Raw genomic sequence first — 18,052 nt, 5'->3', positions numbered from 1 at the left:
GGTGATCACCCGTCCCGACGCCACGCTCACCTGCCGTCCTCGTGCTTGCGGAGGTAGTCGCTCAGCTCGTCGAGCTCGGCGCGCACCTGGTCGATACGGGCGGGCGCGGGACGCTGCGGCGGCGGGGTCGGCGCGGAGGACGGGGGCCGGGGTATCGGAGCCATCTGCGGAACCGGCGTGTGCGGGACCGGCGTGTGCGGACCGGTCGCGGCGGCGTACGGGGGCTGCGGATAGCCGTAGGAGTGCGCCGGGGGCTGCCCGCCGCCGGCGTACGCCTGATGCGCGTACCCCAGGGTGTGGAAGTGGCGGACCTCCACCGCGAGGTAGTACGAGATCGCGGGGACGAGGGAGCCCACGAGCAGGGCCAGGCCGGTCCAGCCGCCCGGCGTGTGGATCTCGTCGCCGGGCTCGGTGCCGAGCAGGACGAGACCGAGGGCCTCGGCCGCGAACGTGGCCACCAGGAGGCCCCAGTCGAGCGATCTGCGGGTCACGAGCGCCAGGCGCAGCATCATCACCCAGCCGAGAAGGCCGAAGCTGCACACGGAGATCGCCACGAAGAGCACGCGCAGGAAGACCAGCAGCCCGGTCGGGGGTGGCGGCTTCACCGGCTGCGCCTGGCCGTGGCCTTGCATGGTTGCTCCTGGAGGCCTGATGAGGACGGACGGAGGTACGGACGTACGAGTGCGGAGTCCGAGCGTATAGGCCGACAAGGACAACTGGTCCAGGGTTGTACCGAACCGTTGTCGCGCTGGTCACCGTGTCCGTCCCAGGGGCCTCAGCCGGGCTCGACCGTGCCGTCCGTCAGGCCGTCGTACATGCCGCGGACCAGTTGCTCGCCAAGGCGCCCCGCGAGGCGCAGGGTCTCCTCGAACTCGGCGAGCGCGCGGAACCGTTCGCCGTAGACGCGCTGTTGTTCCAGGGGCAGCCGGGGCAGTTGGAGCCGGCGCACGTCGAGCCGGGTCGCGGTGGACGCATAGCTGCTGGCCTGGCGGTTGTTGGCGGTGCCCCGCAGGAAACCGGCGAGGAACCACGGGTCGAGCGCGGCCGGGTCGGGCCGCAGCAGCGCGAGGTTGCGGCCGAGGGCGGCGCCCGCGGTCGCCTCGTCGACCACGCGCGCGATGGAGCCGCCGCCGAGCACGGGCACGACGACGTCCCCCGCCTCGGTGAGCACGGCCTCCTCGTCGCTCTCGGGCAGCGTCCCGGACGGCGCCGCACCGGCCAGGACGTCATGGTCGGTGAGGACGGGCACGCGCGCGTGCCCGCCGCTGCCTCCCGTACGCAGTTGGAGCGCGCCCCCGCGCGCGAGTTCGCCGATCGTGGTGAGCGGCCAGCGGACGGGCAGGCGCGGAGCGGCGGGGGGCGGGGTGAGGCGGTCGGTCAGACGCAGGGTCGCGCCCAGGCTGTCGCGCACGTCGGCCAGCTGTTCGGCGCCGCCGCCGGACGCGAGGGGCGGCAGATGTCGGGCCGGGGCCAGGTCGACGTCGTCGTCGAGGAGTTCGATGACCGGCACGCAGCGGCTGAGGCCCGGCTGCTCCGGCACGGTGCCGGTCCGGTCGAAGGGCCGCCACGCGTCGAGGACGGCGCTGCGCACGGCCTGCCAGTCGAGGCCGCCGCGGCTGTCCGCGGTGAACACTCCCGTGTCGGCGAGGAGCACCTCGGGCTGCGCGACCTGTGCGGCGACGGCGGGCTTGCGCAGCACCCACAGGTGCAGGGGCAGGTTGTACGGGGGTGCCGCGCCCGGCGGCAGGGCGATCACCGCGCGCAGGGCGCCGCGGCGCAGCAGGTCGGCGCGGATACGGCGGCCGGAACGGCGGGACGCGGCGGCGGGCGGCATCAGGAGGACGGCGACACCGCCTTCCCTGAGGCGGGCCAACGCGTGCTGCACCCACGCCAGTTCCGACTCGGTGCGGGCCGGGAAGCCGTACTCCCAGCGGGGGTCGTAGGCCAGCTCGTCGTGCCCCCAGTTGCGCTCGTTGAACGGCGGGTGGCACACGACGGCGTCCGCCCTGAGGCTTCCGTACGCGTCCTCGCGCAGGGTGTCGGCCGCGGCGGTGCGCACGACGGCGCGGGTGTGGAGGGCGAGGCGCAGTGCCGTCAGGGCCGCCAGCTCGGGTGCGCTGTCCTGGCCGTTGAGATGCTGCTCCCCGGTGGGGGGCGTGCTCTGTGCGGCCGCCACCGCGCGCAGCAGGGCGCCGGTGCCGCAGGCCGGGTCGAGGACGGTGGTGGCCGGTCCGGCGAGGTCGGCCATCAGGGCGGCGAGGCCGGTCGGCGTGAGCGTGTACTGGCGGGGGTTCGCGTCGAGGTGCCTGCCGAGCAGGAACTCGTACGCCTTGCGCGCGTCCAGTTCGGCGGCGAGTTCGGCAGCCGCGCGCAACAGGGGTGCGGACGGCCGCAGTCGGTCGGCGGTCGGCGTGGCGACGGCCCGTTCGCGGATGGCGCCGAAGCGCGGGGTGAGGACCTGGTCGAGGGACGCGGGCAGCAGGTCGGCGAGGCGGTCGTCGGAGCCGGCGCTCACCTCAAGCCAGACCGTCGGCCGGTCGTGGACCAGCAGGAGAGCGCAGCCGACGTGGATCAGGGCGGTGACGGCGCCCTGCGGGTGTCCGGCGATCTGCTGCCAGACGCGCTCGCGCAGGGGGACCTCGGCCAGCTTGCCCTGGGCGCGCAGCCAGTCCTCGATCTCGGTGAGCGCGAAGGAGGGGCTGGTCTCGGTGCCGCCGACGGGCCTGGGGAAGTCGGCGTGCCGGCGGCGCCAGTTGCTGACGGCGGCGCGGCCGACTCCGGCGAGCCGGGCGATCCCGGCCGCGGTGACCTCTGTCCCGTTCTCCTGCACCCGCTCGGCTCCCCTCGTCCGGTGTGACGTCCGTCTGGTGTGGGGCGTCATGTGTGGCGTCGAGCATAACGACGTAGGCAAGGTCTACCCATTCACGGCCGTGTACACAACCATCCCTGTGAACCGTGTTGACTCGGTTCACAACCTCTGCTGTGATTGACCCATCGGATGAACGGCCGCCGGGTGAAGGCGGTCGTCAACCTCTGGGGAGGGGACTGCCATGGGCGCCAAGGGAAAGATCGCGCTGGGGATCGTCGTGAGCGTCGTCGTCATCGGCGCGGTGTCGGCGAACTCGGGCGACGGGGACGGCGGTTCCGGGAACGACGGCAAGGGCTCCTCGGCCTCCGCCGGGCGCGAGTCCGGCAAGAAGGGCGGGAACGACGCCGGCTCGGACGCGGACACGAAGAGCGGCACCAAGGCCGACAAGGCGGCGGGGGCCGGAAAGAAGGCGGCGTTCCAGGGCGACGGCGACTTCCAGGTCGGCACCGACGTACAGCCCGGCACCTACCGGACCACCGGCAACGCGGACGCCCTCTGCTACTGGGAGCGCTCCAAGGACGCCTCGGGCGAGATGGACTCGATCCTCGCCAACGACAACGTCAGCGGCACCAGTTACGTGACGATCCTGAAGAGCGACAAGCTCTTCAAGTCGAGCGGCTGCAAGGACTGGGAGGCCGTGGACGCGAAGGCGTCCGGTACCCCGGCCACGCTGATCGAGGGCGACGGCGGGATGCACGGAGTGGGCTCCGACATCGCCCCCGGCACCTACAGGTCCACGGGCAACACGGACGGCCTCTGCTACTGGGAGCGGACCAAGGACTCCTCCCACTCGATGGAGTCGATCATCGCGAACAACAACGTGTCCGGCTCGGCCGTCGTGACCATCGCCGCCGGGGACGCGTACTTCAAGACCTCGGGCTGCAAGGACTGGAAGAAGACCGGCTGACGCCCCGCCCCCGCCCCCGCCACGTCCCCTCCCCCACAACCGCTCCACCTCGACCTCGAAGGAAACCGTCATGCGTCGCACCGCACTTGCCGCCCTCTGCCTCGCCGCCGCGGCCACCGTCTCGCTCACCGGCTGTCTGCCCGGCGAGGACAAGGCCGACAGCGAGCCGAAGGGCCCGTTCGCCGGGCTGACCGGCGGCGAGATCGCCGACCGGGCCGTGGAGGCCACCTCGAACGCCTCGTCGCTGCGCATGAAGGGCGACATCACGGACGACGACGGCAGCCGCATAGACCTCGACATGGCCCTCGACAAGAAGGGCCGGTGCGCCGGCACGATGAGCGCCGACGGCCAGGGCGAGGCCCAGCTCATGATGACCGGCGACACCCTCTACATGAAGTACGACGAGAAGTTCCTCCGCGCCCAGGACGAGGACGCGCCGAAGGAGGAGACCGACCAGGTGGTGGCCATGCTGGCCGGCAAGTGGACCAAGATGTCCGCCAAGGGCTCGGACGCCAAGGACATCGCCGGTTTCTGCGACCTCGACACCGTCCTCGCGGACTTCGAGGACGTCAGCTCCGACGCCACCCGCGGGAAGGCGACGACGGTCGACGGCGCCCCGGCGATCGTCCTGCACGAGAAGGACGGCAACGACACGTACACGCTGTACGTCGCCACCGAGGGCAAGCCCTACCTGCTGAAGGTCGTCAGCAAGTCCGCCAAGGACCCGGGCACGGTCACCTTCGGCGACTTCGACACGCCGGTCCCTGCCGAGACCCCCAAGGGCAAGATCCTCGACCTGGACACGCTGGGCGGCTGACGGGCCGCAAGGGCCGGCGCGAAAGCCGGGCGCGAGAGCCCGGCGACAGAACCCGGCGGGGCGTGTCCACGGGGGGCATGCCCCGTCCGGCACGCCCGACCGACGGGCCGGGTGCGCGCACGGCTCAAAGGGCGTACGTCAAAGGGCGTGCGTCGAAGGGCGTCCGTCAAAGGGCGTGCCACACCCACACGTTGGGCTCGACATACACCGCGTACCCGAGCGCCGGCTCGCAGTGCACCGGCACCAGCGCGCCGGGCACCTCGACCCGGCCCTCCTTGTCGAACGGCAGCCCCGTCCACTCCCGCCACTCGTCCAGCGACGCGGCGACGGTCATCGACGCCGGTGCCACCGCCTCGATACGCCCGCCCGCCCTGACGTGGACCCGCAGCCACGGATCGTGCGGCAGCCCGTCCTCACGCGTCCGGAACGCGTACTCCTCCATCACCGTAAGCGGTTCCCGATGCTTCGCGCTCGGCCGCACCGGCGCGACGACCTCGTGGAAGCCCTTGACGCGGGCGTTGTCGCGCATCGCCGAGAGCATCCGTGCCGACAGGCCGGTGCCCTGGGCGTGCGGGGCGACGACGATCGAGATGGCGCTGACGGTGTCGGGGGTGACGCCCCGGCGCAGGTCCCCGAACGCCCGCACCAGCACCTCGTCCCAGCCCCGGGCCGGCAGCGCGCCCGGGCCCTCGTCCCCGTGGGCGAACGGCACGCTGTAGGCGTGCGCGACCACCTCGCCGCCCTCGTCCTCGGCGAACAGCACGTACTCCGGCAGTTCCCTGGCGATCCGGCCGTAGTGCGCGTTGCCGACGAGATCGTTGCGTATGAACTCGGGCCAGGTGTCGGCCATCCCCACGACCGCGTCGTACATCTCCGGACGCTCGGCGAGGCTCGCGATTGTCAGCACCATGCCGGACACGGTAGGCACCGGACCGGCCCCGGTGAAACCGCTTTTCGGGCACGGAACCGCCCGTAAGGAACCCTGCCGGAACCCTGTCGGAGCACTGCCGGAGCCCTGCCGAAACGCCTCCGTGACGCCTCCGCAAGGCCTCTGTCAGTCCGCGTGGAACCGGCTCGGCGCCTGTGTCGACGTGCCACCGGTCGGGAGCTTCTGGCCCGGGCAGGCGGACAGCACCTTCTTCATCGCGGACTTCTCCGCGCCGGTGACCCACAGCTCGTACTTCTTCTTCACGGCCACCTGACGGGCCACGTACGTGCAGCGGTACGCCTTGTGGGGCGGGAGCCAGGTCGCGGTGTCCCCGTCACCCTTGCTGCGGTTGCGTCCCGCGTCGACGGCCAGGAGGTTCAGCGGGTCGTTGGCCAGCGCTATCCGCTTGCTCGCGTCCCATTTCCCGGCGCCCTTCTGCCAGGCGTCCGACAGCGCGACGAGATGGTCTATGTCGACCTCGCTGCGCCCGCCGCGCAGGAAGGTGACGTCCTTGTCGGTGTACGGGTCGGGATCGAGCGTCCCCGATTTCACGCTGCAGTCGCCGTCGCTGAACTTCACCTCCTTCAGGTCCCGTTTGAGGATGTCGTCGCGGGTGTCGCAGCCGTTCGAGTCGGTGTCGGCCCAGGCGGTGCCGAACTTGTCCCGGTCGTACCCCGTCTTGGGCGCCCTCCCTTTGACGGTCAGTGAGTCGACCGCGGTGAGGGCCGCTCCGCCCGCGCCCGCCGGCTCCTGAGGTCCGGCGGCGCCGGTCGTCTCCGCGGTACAGCCGGTCGCGGCGACCAGCAGGGCCGCGATGCCGGCGGTCCTGGTCCAGAACGTCACGGGCGCTCCTTCGTCTTGCCTGCCCCTGCCCGCCCCGAGAGGGCGGTCTTCCTTCATCTCACCGTACTGGCCCGGGGATTGAGAGAGAACGGCGTGAAAGGTGCTTATGGTGTCTTTGGTGAGCAAGTGGCGCACAACCGGCGTGGTGACGGTGGTGAGGCACCCTCAGCCCTCAGCCCTCAGCCCTCAGCCCTCAGCCCTCAGCCCTCGGCCCTCGGCCCTCGGCAAGACACCCTCGGCTCCCGGAGACCGGCTGTCCCGATAGCGCGCCCCTCACACCTTTCCGATTCCCAGCGTCGTCTCCGAGGGCAGCAGTCCCGATCCCAGCACCGCGACCCAGAACTCACCGAGCAGCTCGGCGAGTCGGCCGGTGGCGTCGGGCCCCAGCGCCCGCCATGGAGCGGCGGCCAGTTCGTCGGTGTGGCGCTCCACCGTCCGACGGAGGGCGCGGCCGGCGTCCGTAGCGGTGCCGTCCCCTGCCAGCAGCCCACGGGCGACGAGCCGTTGACGCGCGGCAGTCCACTCCTGCGCGCTCCACCCCCGGCTCTCGAACCGCTCCACGGAAGCGGCGCCGATCGCCGCGAACGAGACCAGCGACTCGACCGGATCGAGGCCCGCGACGAGCAGCGCGGCGAGGTGGCCGTCACCGCGGTGCTCGCGCAGTATCGTCGCCGCGTGCCACAGCTGCCGATGCGGTGACTCCGGCCAGGGCAGCCCGGCGTTGGCGGCGGCCAGGGGCCGGCCGGCCGGGTCGACGGCCTCCGCCGCCCGGCGGGCCAGAGCGGCCGCTTCGGCGAGTTCGGGACTGTCGACGCGGTCGCCGAATATCGCTCGATACGCCCGGTCGACGCCCCGCCCCCGGGCCTCGACGACAGCCTCGGGGCTCGCGATGCCCCACGCCGGACCCATGTGTTCGGCGACCATGCGCGGGCTGAAGCTGTAGAAGGCGGCGGCGACCTGCCCACTCCCGACGGCCCCCGACGGCGCGGCCCGCAGCGGGAAGTAGCTCGGCCAGCGCTCCCCGACGGCGAACCCGAGCGCGGCCACCTCCTCGAAGACCTCCGGCGCGTAATACAGCACGGCGTGCAGCGGTTCGAGCAGGTGCCACATCTGCCGCACCCAGCCGAGCCCGCCCTCGCCGTCGCCCACACCCGTGCCCACCCTCGGATCCCCCTCCATCACACGACCCCCTCCGAACCCACTACGACCCCTCCACGAGACCCCTCTACGACCCGAGAATCGAAGCCAGGAACTCTCCCGTCCACCCCAGCAACTCCCGCCCGACCAGCGGCTTGCCGCCGACCTTCGCCGTCTTCGGGCGAGGGACCAGCACCTGGTGGGCGGACGGCTTGACGACGGTGCCCGGGTACAGCCGCTGGAGCCGCAGCTCCTGCGACTCCCGCAGCTCCACCGGTGCGAACCGGATGTTGTTGCCCTGGAGGACGACCTCGCCCACCCCGCACGCGCGCGCGAGCATCCGCAGTCCGGCCACCAGGAGCAGGTTCTCCACCGGCTCGGGCAGCTTTCCGTAGCGGTCGACGAGTTCCTCGCGTACGGCCTTGATGTCGTCCTCGGAGTTGACCGAGGCGATCGACCGGTAGGCCTGCAGGCGCAGCCGCTCGCCCGGCGCGTAGTCGTGCGGGACGTGCGCGTCGACCGGGAGCTCGATCTTGACCTCCAGCGGCGCCTGCTCGATCTGGGATCCGTCACCGCCCTCCATGGAGGCGCGGTAGTCCGCGACCGCCTCGCCCACCATGCGTACGTACAGGTCGAAGCCGACTCCGGCGATGTGGCCCGACTGCTCGCCGCCCAGCAGGTTTCCGGCGCCGCGGATCTCCAGGTCCTTCATCGCCACGTACATGCCCGCGCCCATCTCCGTGTGCTGGGCGATGGTCGCGAGGCGTTCGTGGGCCGTCTCCGTGAGCGGCTTCTCCGGCGGGTAGAGGAAGTACGCGTAACCGCGGTCGCGGCCACGCCCCACCCGGCCGCGCAGCTGGTGCAGTTGCGAGAGGCCGAAGTTGTCGCCGCGCTCCACGATCAGCGTGTTCGCGTTCGAGATGTCGATGCCCGACTCCACGATGGTGGTGGAGACGAGGACGTCGAACTTCTTCTCCCAGAAGTCGACGACGACCTGCTCCAATGCCTGTTCGGTCATCTGGCCGTGGGCGGTGGCGATCCGCGCCTCCGGCACGATCTCGCGCAGCCGGGCCGCGGCCCGGTCGATCGACTCGACCCGGTTGTGGATGTAGAAGACCTGGCCCTCCCGCAGCAGCTCCCTGCGGACCGCCGCGCCGATCTGCTTCTCCTCGTACGGGCCGACGAAGGTCAGGACCGGATGCCGTTCCTCCGGGGGTGTTGTGATCGTCGACATCTCCCTGATGCCCGTCACCGCCATCTCCAGGGTGCGCGGGATGGGGGTGGCGGACATGGTCAGTACGTCCACGTTCGCGCGCAGCTTCTTCAGCTGCTCCTTGTGCTCGACGCCGAACCGCTGCTCCTCGTCGACGACGACCAGCCCCAGGTCCTTGAACTTGGTCTCCGAGGAGAACAGGCGGTGGGTGCCGATGACCACGTCCACCGAGCCCTCCCGCAGCCCCTCCAGGGTCGCCTTCGCCTCGGTGTCGGACTGGAAGCGCGACAGGGCCCGTACGTTGACGGGGAACTGCGAGTAGCGCTCGCTGAAGGTCCCGAAGTGCTGCTGCACCAGCAGGGTGGTGGGCACCAGGACGGCGACCTGCTTGCCGTCCTGGACCGCCTTGAAGGCCGCGCGGACCGCGATCTCCGTCTTGCCGTAACCGACGTCGCCGCAGACCAGCCGGTCCATCGGGACCGTCTTCTCCATGTCGTCCTTGACCTCGGCGATGGTCGTGAGCTGGTCGGGCGTCTCGGTGTACGGGAACGCGTCCTCCAGCTCGCGCTGCCAGGGCGTGTCGGCGCCGAAGGCGTGCCCGGGGGCCGCCATCCGGGCCGAGTACAGCCTGATCAGGTCCGCCGCGATCTCCTTGACGGCCTTCTTGGCGCGCGCCTTGGTCTTCGTCCAGTCGGCGCCGCCGAGGCGGTGCATCGTCGGGGCCTCGCCGCCCACGTACTTGGTGATCTGCTCCAGCTGGTCCGTGGGGATGTACAGCCGGTCGCCGGGCTGGCCGCGCTTGGCCGGCGCGTACTCGACGACCAGGTACTCGCGGGTCGCGCTCTGCACGGTCCGCTGGACCATCTCGATGTAGCGGCCGACGCCGTGCTGCTCGTGGACGATGTAGTCGCCCGTCTCCAGGGTCAGCGGGTCGATGGTCTTCCTGCGGCGGGCCGGCATCCGGGCGCCGTCCTTGCCGGCGGCCTTCTGCCCGGTGAGGTCGGTCTCGGTGAGCACGGCGAGTCTGAGCGCCGGGTCGACGAACCCGTAGTCGATCGAGCCGCAGGACACCTGCACGACGGAGGGGGCCAGCGCACCGAGGTCCGACTCAAGGCGGGCCGCGATGCCCTCGCCGCCCAGCACCTCGACCGTACGGGCCGCCGGGCCGTGCGCCTCGGTGACGAACACCGTGCGCCAGCCGTCCGCGAGCCAGCCCTTGGTGTCCGCGAGGGCCTTCGCGGTGTCGCCGCGGTAGGTCTCGGGCGCGTGCATCCCGAGCTTCAGCGTGTCGGCGTCACCCGCGGCGTCGTCCGTGAACGTCTCGTCGGCCGCGAACTGCGACACCGACCACCACATCATGTCCAGCTCGCGGGCCCGCTCCCGGACGTCCGCGATGGACCACAGGGAGGCCGCGTCGACGTCGATCGGGGCCTCGCCCCCGCCCGCCGTCGCGGCCCAGGACGCCTGCAGGAACTCCTGCGAGGTCGCCACCAGGTCGGAGGCGCGCGTGCGCACCCGCTCCGGGTCGCACACCAGGGCCATGGAGCCCTTGGGCAGTACGTCGATGAGCAGCTCCATGTCGTCGACGAGGACCGGGGCGAGGGATTCCATGCCTTCGACCGCGATGCCCTCGGCGATCTTGCCGAGCAGCTCGCCCAGCTCGGGGTGGGCCTCCGCGAGGGCCGCCGCCCTGGCCCGTACGTCGTCCGTGAGCAGCAGTTCGCGGCAGGGCGGCGCCCACAGGCCGTGCTCGGCGACCTCAAGGGACCGCTGGTCGGCGACCTTGAAGTAACGGATCTCCTCGACGTCGTCGCCCCAGAACTCCACGCGCAGCGGATGCTCCTCGGTGGGCGGGAAGACGTCCAGGATCCCGCCGCGCACGGCGAACTCGCCGCGCTTCTCCACCAGCTCCACCCGGGCGTACGCCGCTGCCGCCAGGCCCTTCACGATGTCACCGAGGTCGGCGCTCTGGCCCGTCCGCAGGGCGACGGGTTCCAGGTCTCCCAGGCCCTTGACCTGGGGCTGGAGGACCGACCGCACGGGGGCGACCACCACGGAGACCGGGCCGGTCTCCGGGTCGTCGGGGCGCGGGTGGGCGAGCCTGCGCAGGACGGCGATCCGGCGTCCGACCGTGTCGCTGCGGGGGGAGAGCCGCTCGTGCGGCAGCGTCTCCCAGGACGGGTACTCCACGACGGTGTCGGCGGGCAGCAGCGACCTCAGCGCCGCCGCCAGGTCCTCGGCCTCCCGGCCGGTGGCGGTGACCGCCAGGACCGTGCGGCCGGCCTCCCTGGCCAGGGCCGCCACCGCGAAGGGCCTGGCGGCGGGTGGGCCGACCAGGTCCACGTGCATGCGATTGGCGTCGCCGGCGGCCTTCACCGCTTCGGTGAGTGCGGCGTCCTTGACGACGGCGTCGAGCAGACCGTGCAGGCTCATGAAGGGTTTCCGTCCGAGGATCCGAGGAGCTGAGGGGGGTTGGGGGGTGGGGCGGGTGGAGGGGCTGGGCAACGCGAGGCGCCCGACACGTCTGACGGGCCGGGGGTGTCCAGGGTACGACGCCGGGGTCCTCCCCGCCCGCCCCTGTGGACAGAGGGGGATCTCCTCGCCCCCGCCGCCCCTACCCTCCCCGTCAGTCACCGCATGGGGGCTCCGCCCCCTCGCCCCCGCTTGCGCAGTTCCCCGCGCCCCTGGGCACCCAGGGGCGCGGGGAACTGCGCAATCCCTTGGGCCCGCCCCCACCGGCCCGCACCCGACAGCGCGCCCACCGGCAAACAGCCCGGTGCCGCCGAGTCGGAAGACTCGGCGGCACCGGGCTCCCCCGTTCCCTCGGCCGGCGGCAGCTAATCCGTCGCGATGGCCTTCAGGACATTCATCCGCCCCGCCCTGAAGGCGGGCACCAGCGCCGCGAACAACCCCACGAACGCCGAGCCGACGAAGACTCCGATGATCGTCGGCCAGGGGATGTCGAGGACCTTCAGGCCCTCCAGGGCGAGGAGCTGCTGGGCGGTGGCGCCCCAGCCCATGCCGAGGCCCAGGCCGAGCAGCGCTCCGAAGAGGGCGATGACGACCGACTCCAGGCGGATCATGCGGCGCAGCTGGCGGCGGGAGAGGCCGATGGCGCGCATCAGGCCGATCTCGCGGGTCCGCTCGACCACCGACAGGGCCAGGGTGTTCACGACCCCCAGGACCGCCACGATGATCGCGAGGGCCAGCAGGCCGTAGACCATGTACAGGAGCTGGCCGATCTGGTCCTTGAGCTGCTGCTTGTAGTCGGTCTGGTCACGGACCTGGTACTGCGGGTACGCGTCCAGGGACTTCTTCAGCGACGCGTACGCCGTCTTCTCCTGGCCGTCCTCGGCGGTGGCGAACATCATGTCGTTCGGCGGCATCTTGTCGGCCGGGACGTACTGCCGCAGCGTGGTGATGTTCAGGTAGCGCGAGCCCTTGTCGAGGGCCGTGTCGTCGTCCGTGACCGCCGCGACCTTCAGTTTCGCGGTCTGTCCGCCCTTGAAGGCGACGGTCATCGTGTCGCCGACCCGCACACCGTGCTCCTTGGCGTAGTCGGAGCCGACCGACATCGCGTTCTTGCCGTACGCCGCCGACAGGTCACCCGAGACCGTCTCGCGGCGCAGGTCGCTGGAGTACGTCGGGTCCGCGGCCGTGACGTCGGTGTCCTCGGTCTTCCCGTCCGGCGGGGTCAGCTTCACCTCGACGATCTTGTAGCTGGTGACGTGCTCCAGGCCGGGCGTGTCCTCGATGGCCTTCTGGGCCTGCGGGACGATCCGCTGGTTGCCCTGGATGATGAAGTCCGTGCCGACCGACTTGTCGAGTTCCTCCGTCGCCGAGGCGACCATCGAGGAGCCGACCACGGAGAGGCAGGCGACCAGCGCGAGGCCGATCATCAGGGCCGCTCCGGTGGCACCGGTGCGGCGGGGGTTGCGCAGCGCGTTCCGTTCCGCCAGGCGGCCGACGGGGCCGAAGCCTCGCAGCAGGACCGCGCTGAGGGCCCGGACCACACCGCCCGCGAGCAGCGGGCCGATGATGACGAGCCCGATCAGCGAGAGCACCACACCGATGCCCAGCATCGACGCGCCGTCGCTCGCCTTGTCGGCACCGGCCGCCGTGAAGAGGGCGGCGCCGCCGGCACCCGTGAGGAGCGCGCCGATCAGGCCGCGGATCCAGCCGGCGTGGCCGTCGGCCGGCGTACCGGCGTCGCGCAGTGCGGCCATCGGGGAGACCTTGCCCGCGCGGCGGGCCGGCAGGTAGGCGGCGAAGACGGTGACCACGACGCCGAGGGCCAGGCCGATGACCGGGGTCGTGGCCTTGACCGTCAGGTCGGCGGTGGAGAGGTTCATGCCCGCCGTCGACATGAGCTTCATGAGGCCGACCGCGATGCCGACACCGGCGGCGACGCCCAGGATCGAGCCCACGATGCCGAGGAACAGGGCCTCGACGAGTACCGACCGGTTGACCTGCTTGCGGGAGGAACCGATGGCCCGCATCAGGCCGATCTCCCGGGTGCGCTGGGCGACCAGCATCGAGAAGGTGTTGATGATGAGGAAGATGCCGACGAGGAAGGCGATTCCGGCGAAGCCGAGCATGGCGTACTTGATGACGCTCATGAACTCGCCGATGCCTTCGCGGCTCTCGTCCGAGTACTCCTTCTGCGTCTGGATCTTGAACGCGCCGTCGGCCGCGGTGAGCTGCTCGGACACGTTCCGCTTGAGCTGTGTGTCGGTCACGCCGGCGGCGGCCGTGACGTTGACGTGGGTGAACCGGCCGGTGGAGCCGAGCAGTTCGCGCTGTGCGGTGGCGGTGTCGTAGTAGACGACGGCGGCACCGGGGTTGGTGATCTTGAAGGTGGCGATGCCGACGATCTTCGCCTTGAAGTCACCGGTGACGGCTATGGTGCGCAGCTCGTCGCCCATCTTGAGGTGGTGCTTGTCCGCGGTGTCGGCGTCGACCATCACCTCGGTGGGGCCGCGCGGGGCGTGCCCGGAGGTGATCTCCATCGAACGCAGGTCGTTCTTCGTCCAGTTGCCCGCGATCGTCGGGGCGCCGGTGCTGGACCCCATGTTCTTGTTGTCGCTGTCGACGACGGTCACGTTCATCGAACTGACCGCGCCCTCGGCGGACTTGGCGCCCTGCGCCTTCCGCGCCCGCTCGACGGCCGAGGCGGGCAGCGACTCCGGCCTGCCGTTCTGCGGGGTGTCGTCGGCCTCGGCCCCCTTCGGGGAGACCGTGACGTCGGGCGAGGTCGTCGCGAAGAGCTTGTCGAAGGTGGTGTTCATGGTGTCGGTGAAGACGAGCGTGCCGCACACGAACGCCACCGACAGCAGGACGGCGACGGCGGAGAGGGCCATGCGTCCCTTGTGCGCGAAGAAGTTGCGCCTGGAGGTCTTGAAGACGGTCATGACGTGCGCCCCCGGGCGTCGAAGTCCTTCATGCGGTCGAGAACGGCGTCGGCGGTCGGCCGGAGCATCTCGTCGACGATCCGTCCGTCGGCCAGGTACAGCACGCGGTCCGCGTAGGAGGCGGCGACCGGGTCGTGCGTCACCATCACGATGGTCTGGCCGAGCTCGTCGACCGAGCGGCGCAGGAAGCCCAGCACCTCGGCGCCGGCGCGGGAGTCGAGGTTTCCGGTGGGCTCGTCACCGAAGATGATCTCGGGCCGGGCGGCCAGGGCGCGGGCCACGGCGACGCGCTGCTGCTGGCCGCCGGAGAGCTGGTTCGGCCGGTGCTTCAGCCGGGAGGCGAGACCGACGGTCTCGACGACCTGGGCCAGCCACGCCTTGTCCGGCTTGCGGCCCGCGATGTCCATCGGGAGGGTGATGTTCTCCAGGGCGCTCAGCGTCGGTAGCAGGTTGAAGGCCTGGAAGATGAAGCCGATCCGGTCCCGGCGCAGCTGGGTGAGCTTCTTGTCCTTGAGTCCGGTGATCTCGGTCTCGTCCAGGTAGATCTTTCCGGCGGAGACGGTGTCGAGGCCGGCGAGGCAGTGCATCAGGGTGGATTTGCCGGACCCCGAGGGGCCCATGATCGCGGTGAACCGGCTCCGCGCGATGTCCACGTCGACCTGGTCCAGGGCGACGACACGGGTCTCACCGGACCCGTACGCCTTGACGACCTGCCGTGCCCGCGCGGCAACGGCCGTACGCTCTCCAGTGCCCCCGTGCCTGGGAATGGTTACAGCCGATGTCACGGTATGTCTCCTAAGTCGGCCACCGACAGGTCAGTGACGGTCTGCGGTTGTCTTGAACGCCTGCGGTTGTCCTGAGCGCCTGCGGTTGCCCGCGTCGTGCGGTCGAGCCCTGCTGGTACGTCGTGCGGTCGAGCCCTGCGAGTACGTCGTGCGGTGCGGCGGTGCGGTCACGCCGCCCGGTCACAGCCCCAAGTCTGGTGGCGGAGGGTGGTCCCCCGCGCTGGTGCCCAGCGCAGTCTTCTGCTGGGGAAAACCCCACCCCCGAAGGTGCGGGACACCGCACTCAGCGGCATAAAGCCAGGTTAAGGACGACACCCGTACCATCTCGTCCTCCGCCGGGACGAGCCCTCCCCGAGGGGCAGTACGGAGGTACCCCTAGGGGCTGTCCACCCGTCGGTGGAGTTCCTCTCGGGGATGCCTCCACCTTCCGGCCCGCCCGGCATCCGGCCTCCCGCGACGTGCGGCTCAAGTGGGAGAGTGGCCACGGCAGATAGGTGCAAGGGGAAGGAATCCTGTGGGCCAGGGGGACACCGAGATACCGGCCGTCACGGAGGACGGGCCCGCCGCGGCGCGGGCCGGGGCCAGGAACCGCCGGGCCGTCGTCGCCTCCCTCATGCTCTGCATGGGTCTGGCCGCGCTCGACTCCACGATCGTGTCGACCGCCGTCCCGCAGATCGTCGGCGACCTCGGCGGCTTCTCCGTCTTCTCGTGGCTGTTCTCCGGCTATCTGCTCGCGGTGACGGTCACGCTGCCCGTCTACGGCAAGCTCTCCGACACCTTCGGCCGCAAGCCGGTCCTGATCGCCGGCTGCGTCCTCTTCCTGCTCGGCTCCCTGCTCTGCGCACTCGCCTGGAACATGGCCGCGCTGATCGCGTTCCGTATCGTCCAGGGCCTCGGCGGCGGCGCCCTCCAGGGCACGGTCCAGACGCTCGCCGCCGACCTCTACCCGCTCAAGCAGCGCCCGAAGATACAGGCCAAGCTGTCCACGGTGTGGGCCACCTCGGCGATCGCGGGGCCGGCGATCGGCGGACTGCTCGCCTCGTACGCCGACTGGCGCTGGATCTTCCTCATCAACCTGCCGCTCGGCGCGGTCGCCCTCTGGCTGCTGGTCCGCCACCTCCACGAGCCCGAGCGGGCCGCCCCCGCGCGCCGCCCGCGCGTCGACTGGGCGGGCGCGCTCACCGTCTTCGCCTGCGGCGGCGTACTCCTCATGGCCCTGGTGCAGGGCGGGGTGGCCTGGCCGTGGCTGTCGGCTCCTTCAACAGCCCTGTTCAGTACGGGAGTCGGGCTCGTCGGCGTCCTCGTACTCGTCGAACGCCGGGCGGCCGAACCGATCATCCCCGGCTGGGTGTGGCGCCGCCGCACCATCGCCGCCGTGAACCTGGCGCTCGGCGCGCTGGGCCTGCTCATGGTCGCCCCGACCGTCTTCCTGCCCACGTACGCGCAGTCGGTGCTGGGGCTCACCCCCGTCGCCGCCGGATTCGTGCTCTCCGTGTGGACGTTGAGCTGGCCGGTGTCGGCGGCCCTCAGCCAGCACGTCTACCGGCGCGTCGGCTTCCGCAACACGGCGATGCTCGGCATCGGCACGGCCACGCTGATCCTGTTCGCCTTCCCGTTCCTGCCGTATCCCGGCGCGGCCTGGCAGCCCGCCCTCCTGATGCTGCTGCTCGGCGGGGCGCTCGGCCTCTTCCAACTGCCCCTGCTCATCGGCGTCCAGTCGACCGTCGACTGGGCGGAGCGCGGTACGACCACCGCGTCCGTCCTCTTCTGCCGGCAGACCGGCCAGACGGTCGGCGCCGCGCTCTTCGGCGCGGTCGCCAACGGCGTACTGGCCTCCCGGCTGGGCGGTGCTGGCGACCTGGACTCGGTGACCGCGTCCCTGGAGTCGGGCGCTCCGGCCGAGCACGTACGCCGGGCGGTCGCGGAGGCGGTCCATGCCGTCTACTTCGGCGCGGCCTGCGCGGCGGCACTCGCCTTCCTGGTCCTGCTGTTCGTGGCCCCGCGCCGCTTCCCGGTACTCAAGGCCCCCGGCGACTGAGGGCCACCCGGCGATCCGGACCCACCGACCACCGCTGGGGGCGTGTCGCGCAGTTCCCCGCGCCCCTTGAAGGCGGGGCTTCGCCCTCGCCCCCTGGGGGCGCGGGGAACTGCGCGACACGCCCCCACCGAGCCGCGCGGACTACTCCGCCGCCGCCCGCCCCGTCAGCGCGGCGAGGCTGCTGCGGACATGGTCCATGTGCGCCTGTACCTCGTCCCACCGCTCGCCGTGTTCGCGCAGGACCCGTTCCGTCTCGCGGGCCACGCGCTCCTCCCGGACCCCGGCCTCGGCGAGGAGTTCGGCGGCGCGGGCGTCCGCGTCCTCCTGGAGGTGGCGGGCCGACTCCTGCGCCTCGGCCAGCTCCCGTCCCGCGGCGGCCACGCCCTCCTCCGCGCGCGCGACGAGCTCCTCGTGGCGCGCGTCGAGCGCGGCCTCCCGCTCGGCGGCCTCGCACCCGGCCCGCTCCCAGCGCTCGGCGTGCTCCTTCTCCTGCTCGGCGACGAGGCTCTCGCCGCGCCGCCGCGTCTCACGCAGCGCGGCCAGCGCCTCACCGCGGCCCTCCTTCACCTCGCGCCGCGCGGAGATCCGCATCTCGTCGGCCTCGGCCTGCGCGGCCAGCAGCCGGTGCCGGGCCCGGTCGTCGGCCTCGGCGCGCACCTCGTCCGCGTCCGCCCGCGCGGCCTCGCGCACCCGTTCGGCTGCCGCGCGCGCCTCGTCCACGGTCCGGCGCGCCTGCCGCACCGCGTCCTCGCGCAGCTCCGCGGCCTCCTCCTCGCCCAGTTCGAAGAGCCGCCGGGCCCGGTCGCCCAGCGTCTCGTACGTCTGAGGGGCGAGGGCCGTCACGACCTCGCGCAGCCGCAGCGCGTCGGACTCCATCTCCCTGGCCAGCACGGTCAGCCGCGCGGCCCGCTCCCAGGCGGCGTCGCGCCCCGCCGAGAGCGCCGCGACGTACGCGTCGACCTGCGCGAGGCGGTAACCACGCCCCCGTACGGCCTCGAAGTCTGGAGACGAACCCGAGGACAGCGACGACACCGACGACACCGATGAGCTGCTCATGCCGCTCATCTTGGTCGATCAGACGGAAGTGTTCATAACGCGACACTC

The 18,052-nt window shown here is 71.7% G+C and carries 12 protein-coding genes; 3 read left to right on the top strand and 9 right to left on the bottom strand.

Annotated features, from left to right (window positions below):
• Positions 1-26: 26 nt before the first annotated feature.
• Both ACH4DZ_RS09195 and ACH4DZ_RS09190 read right to left on the bottom strand, forming a co-directional pair.
• On the bottom strand, positions 27-632 hold the full coding sequence (locus ACH4DZ_RS09195; RefSeq protein WP_398286359.1) for a hypothetical protein: 606 nt from the start codon (positions 630-632) through the stop codon (positions 27-29).
• Between the two features lie 143 nt (positions 633-775).
• Entirely contained in the window at positions 776-2,830 is a 2,055-nt protein-coding gene (locus ACH4DZ_RS09190; protein ID WP_398286358.1) for an N-6 DNA methylase, read from the bottom strand.
• A gap of 220 nt (positions 2,831-3,050) precedes the next feature.
• On the opposite strand from ACH4DZ_RS09190, the gene ACH4DZ_RS09185 reads away from it, so the two are divergent.
• Positions 3,051-3,776, top strand: coding sequence for a hypothetical protein (locus tag ACH4DZ_RS09185; RefSeq protein WP_398286357.1), 726 nt, complete (start codon positions 3,051-3,053; stop codon positions 3,774-3,776).
• A 70-nt stretch (positions 3,777-3,846) separates the two neighbouring features.
• The gene (locus ACH4DZ_RS09180; protein ID WP_398286355.1) at positions 3,847-4,593 is read left to right on the top strand and encodes a hypothetical protein; all 747 of its coding nucleotides are present in this window, start codon (positions 3,847-3,849) and stop codon (positions 4,591-4,593) included.
• Between the two features lie 166 nt (positions 4,594-4,759).
• On the opposite strand, the gene ACH4DZ_RS09175 is transcribed toward ACH4DZ_RS09180, so the two are convergent.
• The 6 genes from ACH4DZ_RS09175 to ACH4DZ_RS09150 all read right to left on the bottom strand — a co-directional run bounded on the left by ACH4DZ_RS09175 (position 4,760) and on the right by ACH4DZ_RS09150 (position 14,910).
• Complete coding sequence (locus ACH4DZ_RS09175) at positions 4,760-5,503, bottom strand: N-acetyltransferase (RefSeq protein ID WP_398286353.1); 744 nt, start codon at positions 5,501-5,503, stop codon at positions 4,760-4,762.
• 144 nt (positions 5,504-5,647) lie between these two features.
• Entirely contained in the window at positions 5,648-6,364 is a 717-nt protein-coding gene (locus ACH4DZ_RS09170) for an HNH endonuclease family protein (RefSeq protein WP_398286352.1), read from the bottom strand.
• Between the two features lie 273 nt (positions 6,365-6,637).
• A complete protein-coding gene (locus ACH4DZ_RS09165) occupies positions 6,638-7,543 on the bottom strand; it encodes a hypothetical protein (RefSeq protein WP_398286351.1) in 906 nt (301 codons plus the stop codon).
• Positions 7,544-7,589: 46 nt separating this feature from the next.
• Positions 7,590-11,147, bottom strand: a complete 3,558-nt coding sequence (gene mfd, locus ACH4DZ_RS09160; protein WP_398286350.1) for a transcription-repair coupling factor — start codon at positions 11,145-11,147, stop codon at positions 7,590-7,592.
• 404 nt (positions 11,148-11,551) lie between these two features.
• Entirely contained in the window at positions 11,552-14,125 is a 2,574-nt protein-coding gene (locus ACH4DZ_RS09155) for an ABC transporter permease (RefSeq protein WP_398286349.1), read from the bottom strand.
• Complete coding sequence (locus ACH4DZ_RS09150) at positions 14,122-14,910, bottom strand: ABC transporter ATP-binding protein (RefSeq protein WP_398286348.1); 789 nt, start codon at positions 14,908-14,910, stop codon at positions 14,122-14,124. Before ACH4DZ_RS09150 ends, ACH4DZ_RS09155 begins: the two co-directional genes overlap by 4 nt.
• A 469-nt stretch (positions 14,911-15,379) precedes the next feature.
• Here ACH4DZ_RS09150 and ACH4DZ_RS09145 point away from each other — a divergent pair, with 469 nt between their 5' ends.
• Positions 15,380-16,948, top strand: a complete 1,569-nt coding sequence (locus ACH4DZ_RS09145) for an MFS transporter (protein ID WP_398286347.1) — start codon at positions 15,380-15,382, stop codon at positions 16,946-16,948.
• 141 nt (positions 16,949-17,089) lie between these two features.
• On the opposite strand, the gene ACH4DZ_RS09140 is transcribed toward ACH4DZ_RS09145, so the two are convergent.
• A complete protein-coding gene (locus ACH4DZ_RS09140) occupies positions 17,090-18,004 on the bottom strand; it encodes a cellulose-binding protein (RefSeq protein ID WP_398286346.1) in 915 nt (304 codons plus the stop codon).
• Between the last annotated feature and the right edge of the window lie 48 nt (positions 18,005-18,052).

The sequence above is a fragment of the Streptomyces sp. NPDC017991 genome (assembly GCF_044328075.1).
Classification (GTDB): Bacteria; Actinomycetota; Actinomycetes; order Streptomycetales; family Streptomycetaceae; genus Streptomyces.
Note: the sequence above shows the minus strand (reverse complement) of the source record. Positions and strands in the feature narration are given on the sequence as shown.

What these genes read in the sequence shown, in the direction of transcription:
- ACH4DZ_RS09175 (WP_398286353.1), bottom strand. Translation starts at nt 5,503, where the DNA reads ATGGTGCTGACAATCGCGAGCCTCGCCGAGCGTCCGGAGATGTACGAC.
- ACH4DZ_RS09185 (WP_398286357.1), top strand. Translation starts at nt 3,051, where the DNA reads ATGGGCGCCAAGGGAAAGATCGCGCTGGGGATCGTCGTGAGCGTCGTC.
- ACH4DZ_RS09180 (WP_398286355.1), top strand. Translation starts at nt 3,847, where the DNA reads ATGCGTCGCACCGCACTTGCCGCCCTCTGCCTCGCCGCCGCGGCCACC.
- mfd (WP_398286350.1), bottom strand. Translation starts at nt 11,147, where the DNA reads ATGAGCCTGCACGGTCTGCTCGACGCCGTCGTCAAGGACGCCGCACTC.
- ACH4DZ_RS09155 (WP_398286349.1), bottom strand. Translation starts at nt 14,125, where the DNA reads ATGACCGTCTTCAAGACCTCCAGGCGCAACTTCTTCGCGCACAAGGGA.
- ACH4DZ_RS09140 (WP_398286346.1), bottom strand. Translation starts at nt 18,004, where the DNA reads ATGAGCAGCTCATCGGTGTCGTCGGTGTCGTCGCTGTCCTCGGGTTCG.
- ACH4DZ_RS09165 (WP_398286351.1), bottom strand. Translation starts at nt 7,543, where the DNA reads ATGGAGGGGGATCCGAGGGTGGGCACGGGTGTGGGCGACGGCGAGGGC.
- ACH4DZ_RS09195 (WP_398286359.1), bottom strand. Translation starts at nt 632, where the DNA reads ATGCAAGGCCACGGCCAGGCGCAGCCGGTGAAGCCGCCACCCCCGACC.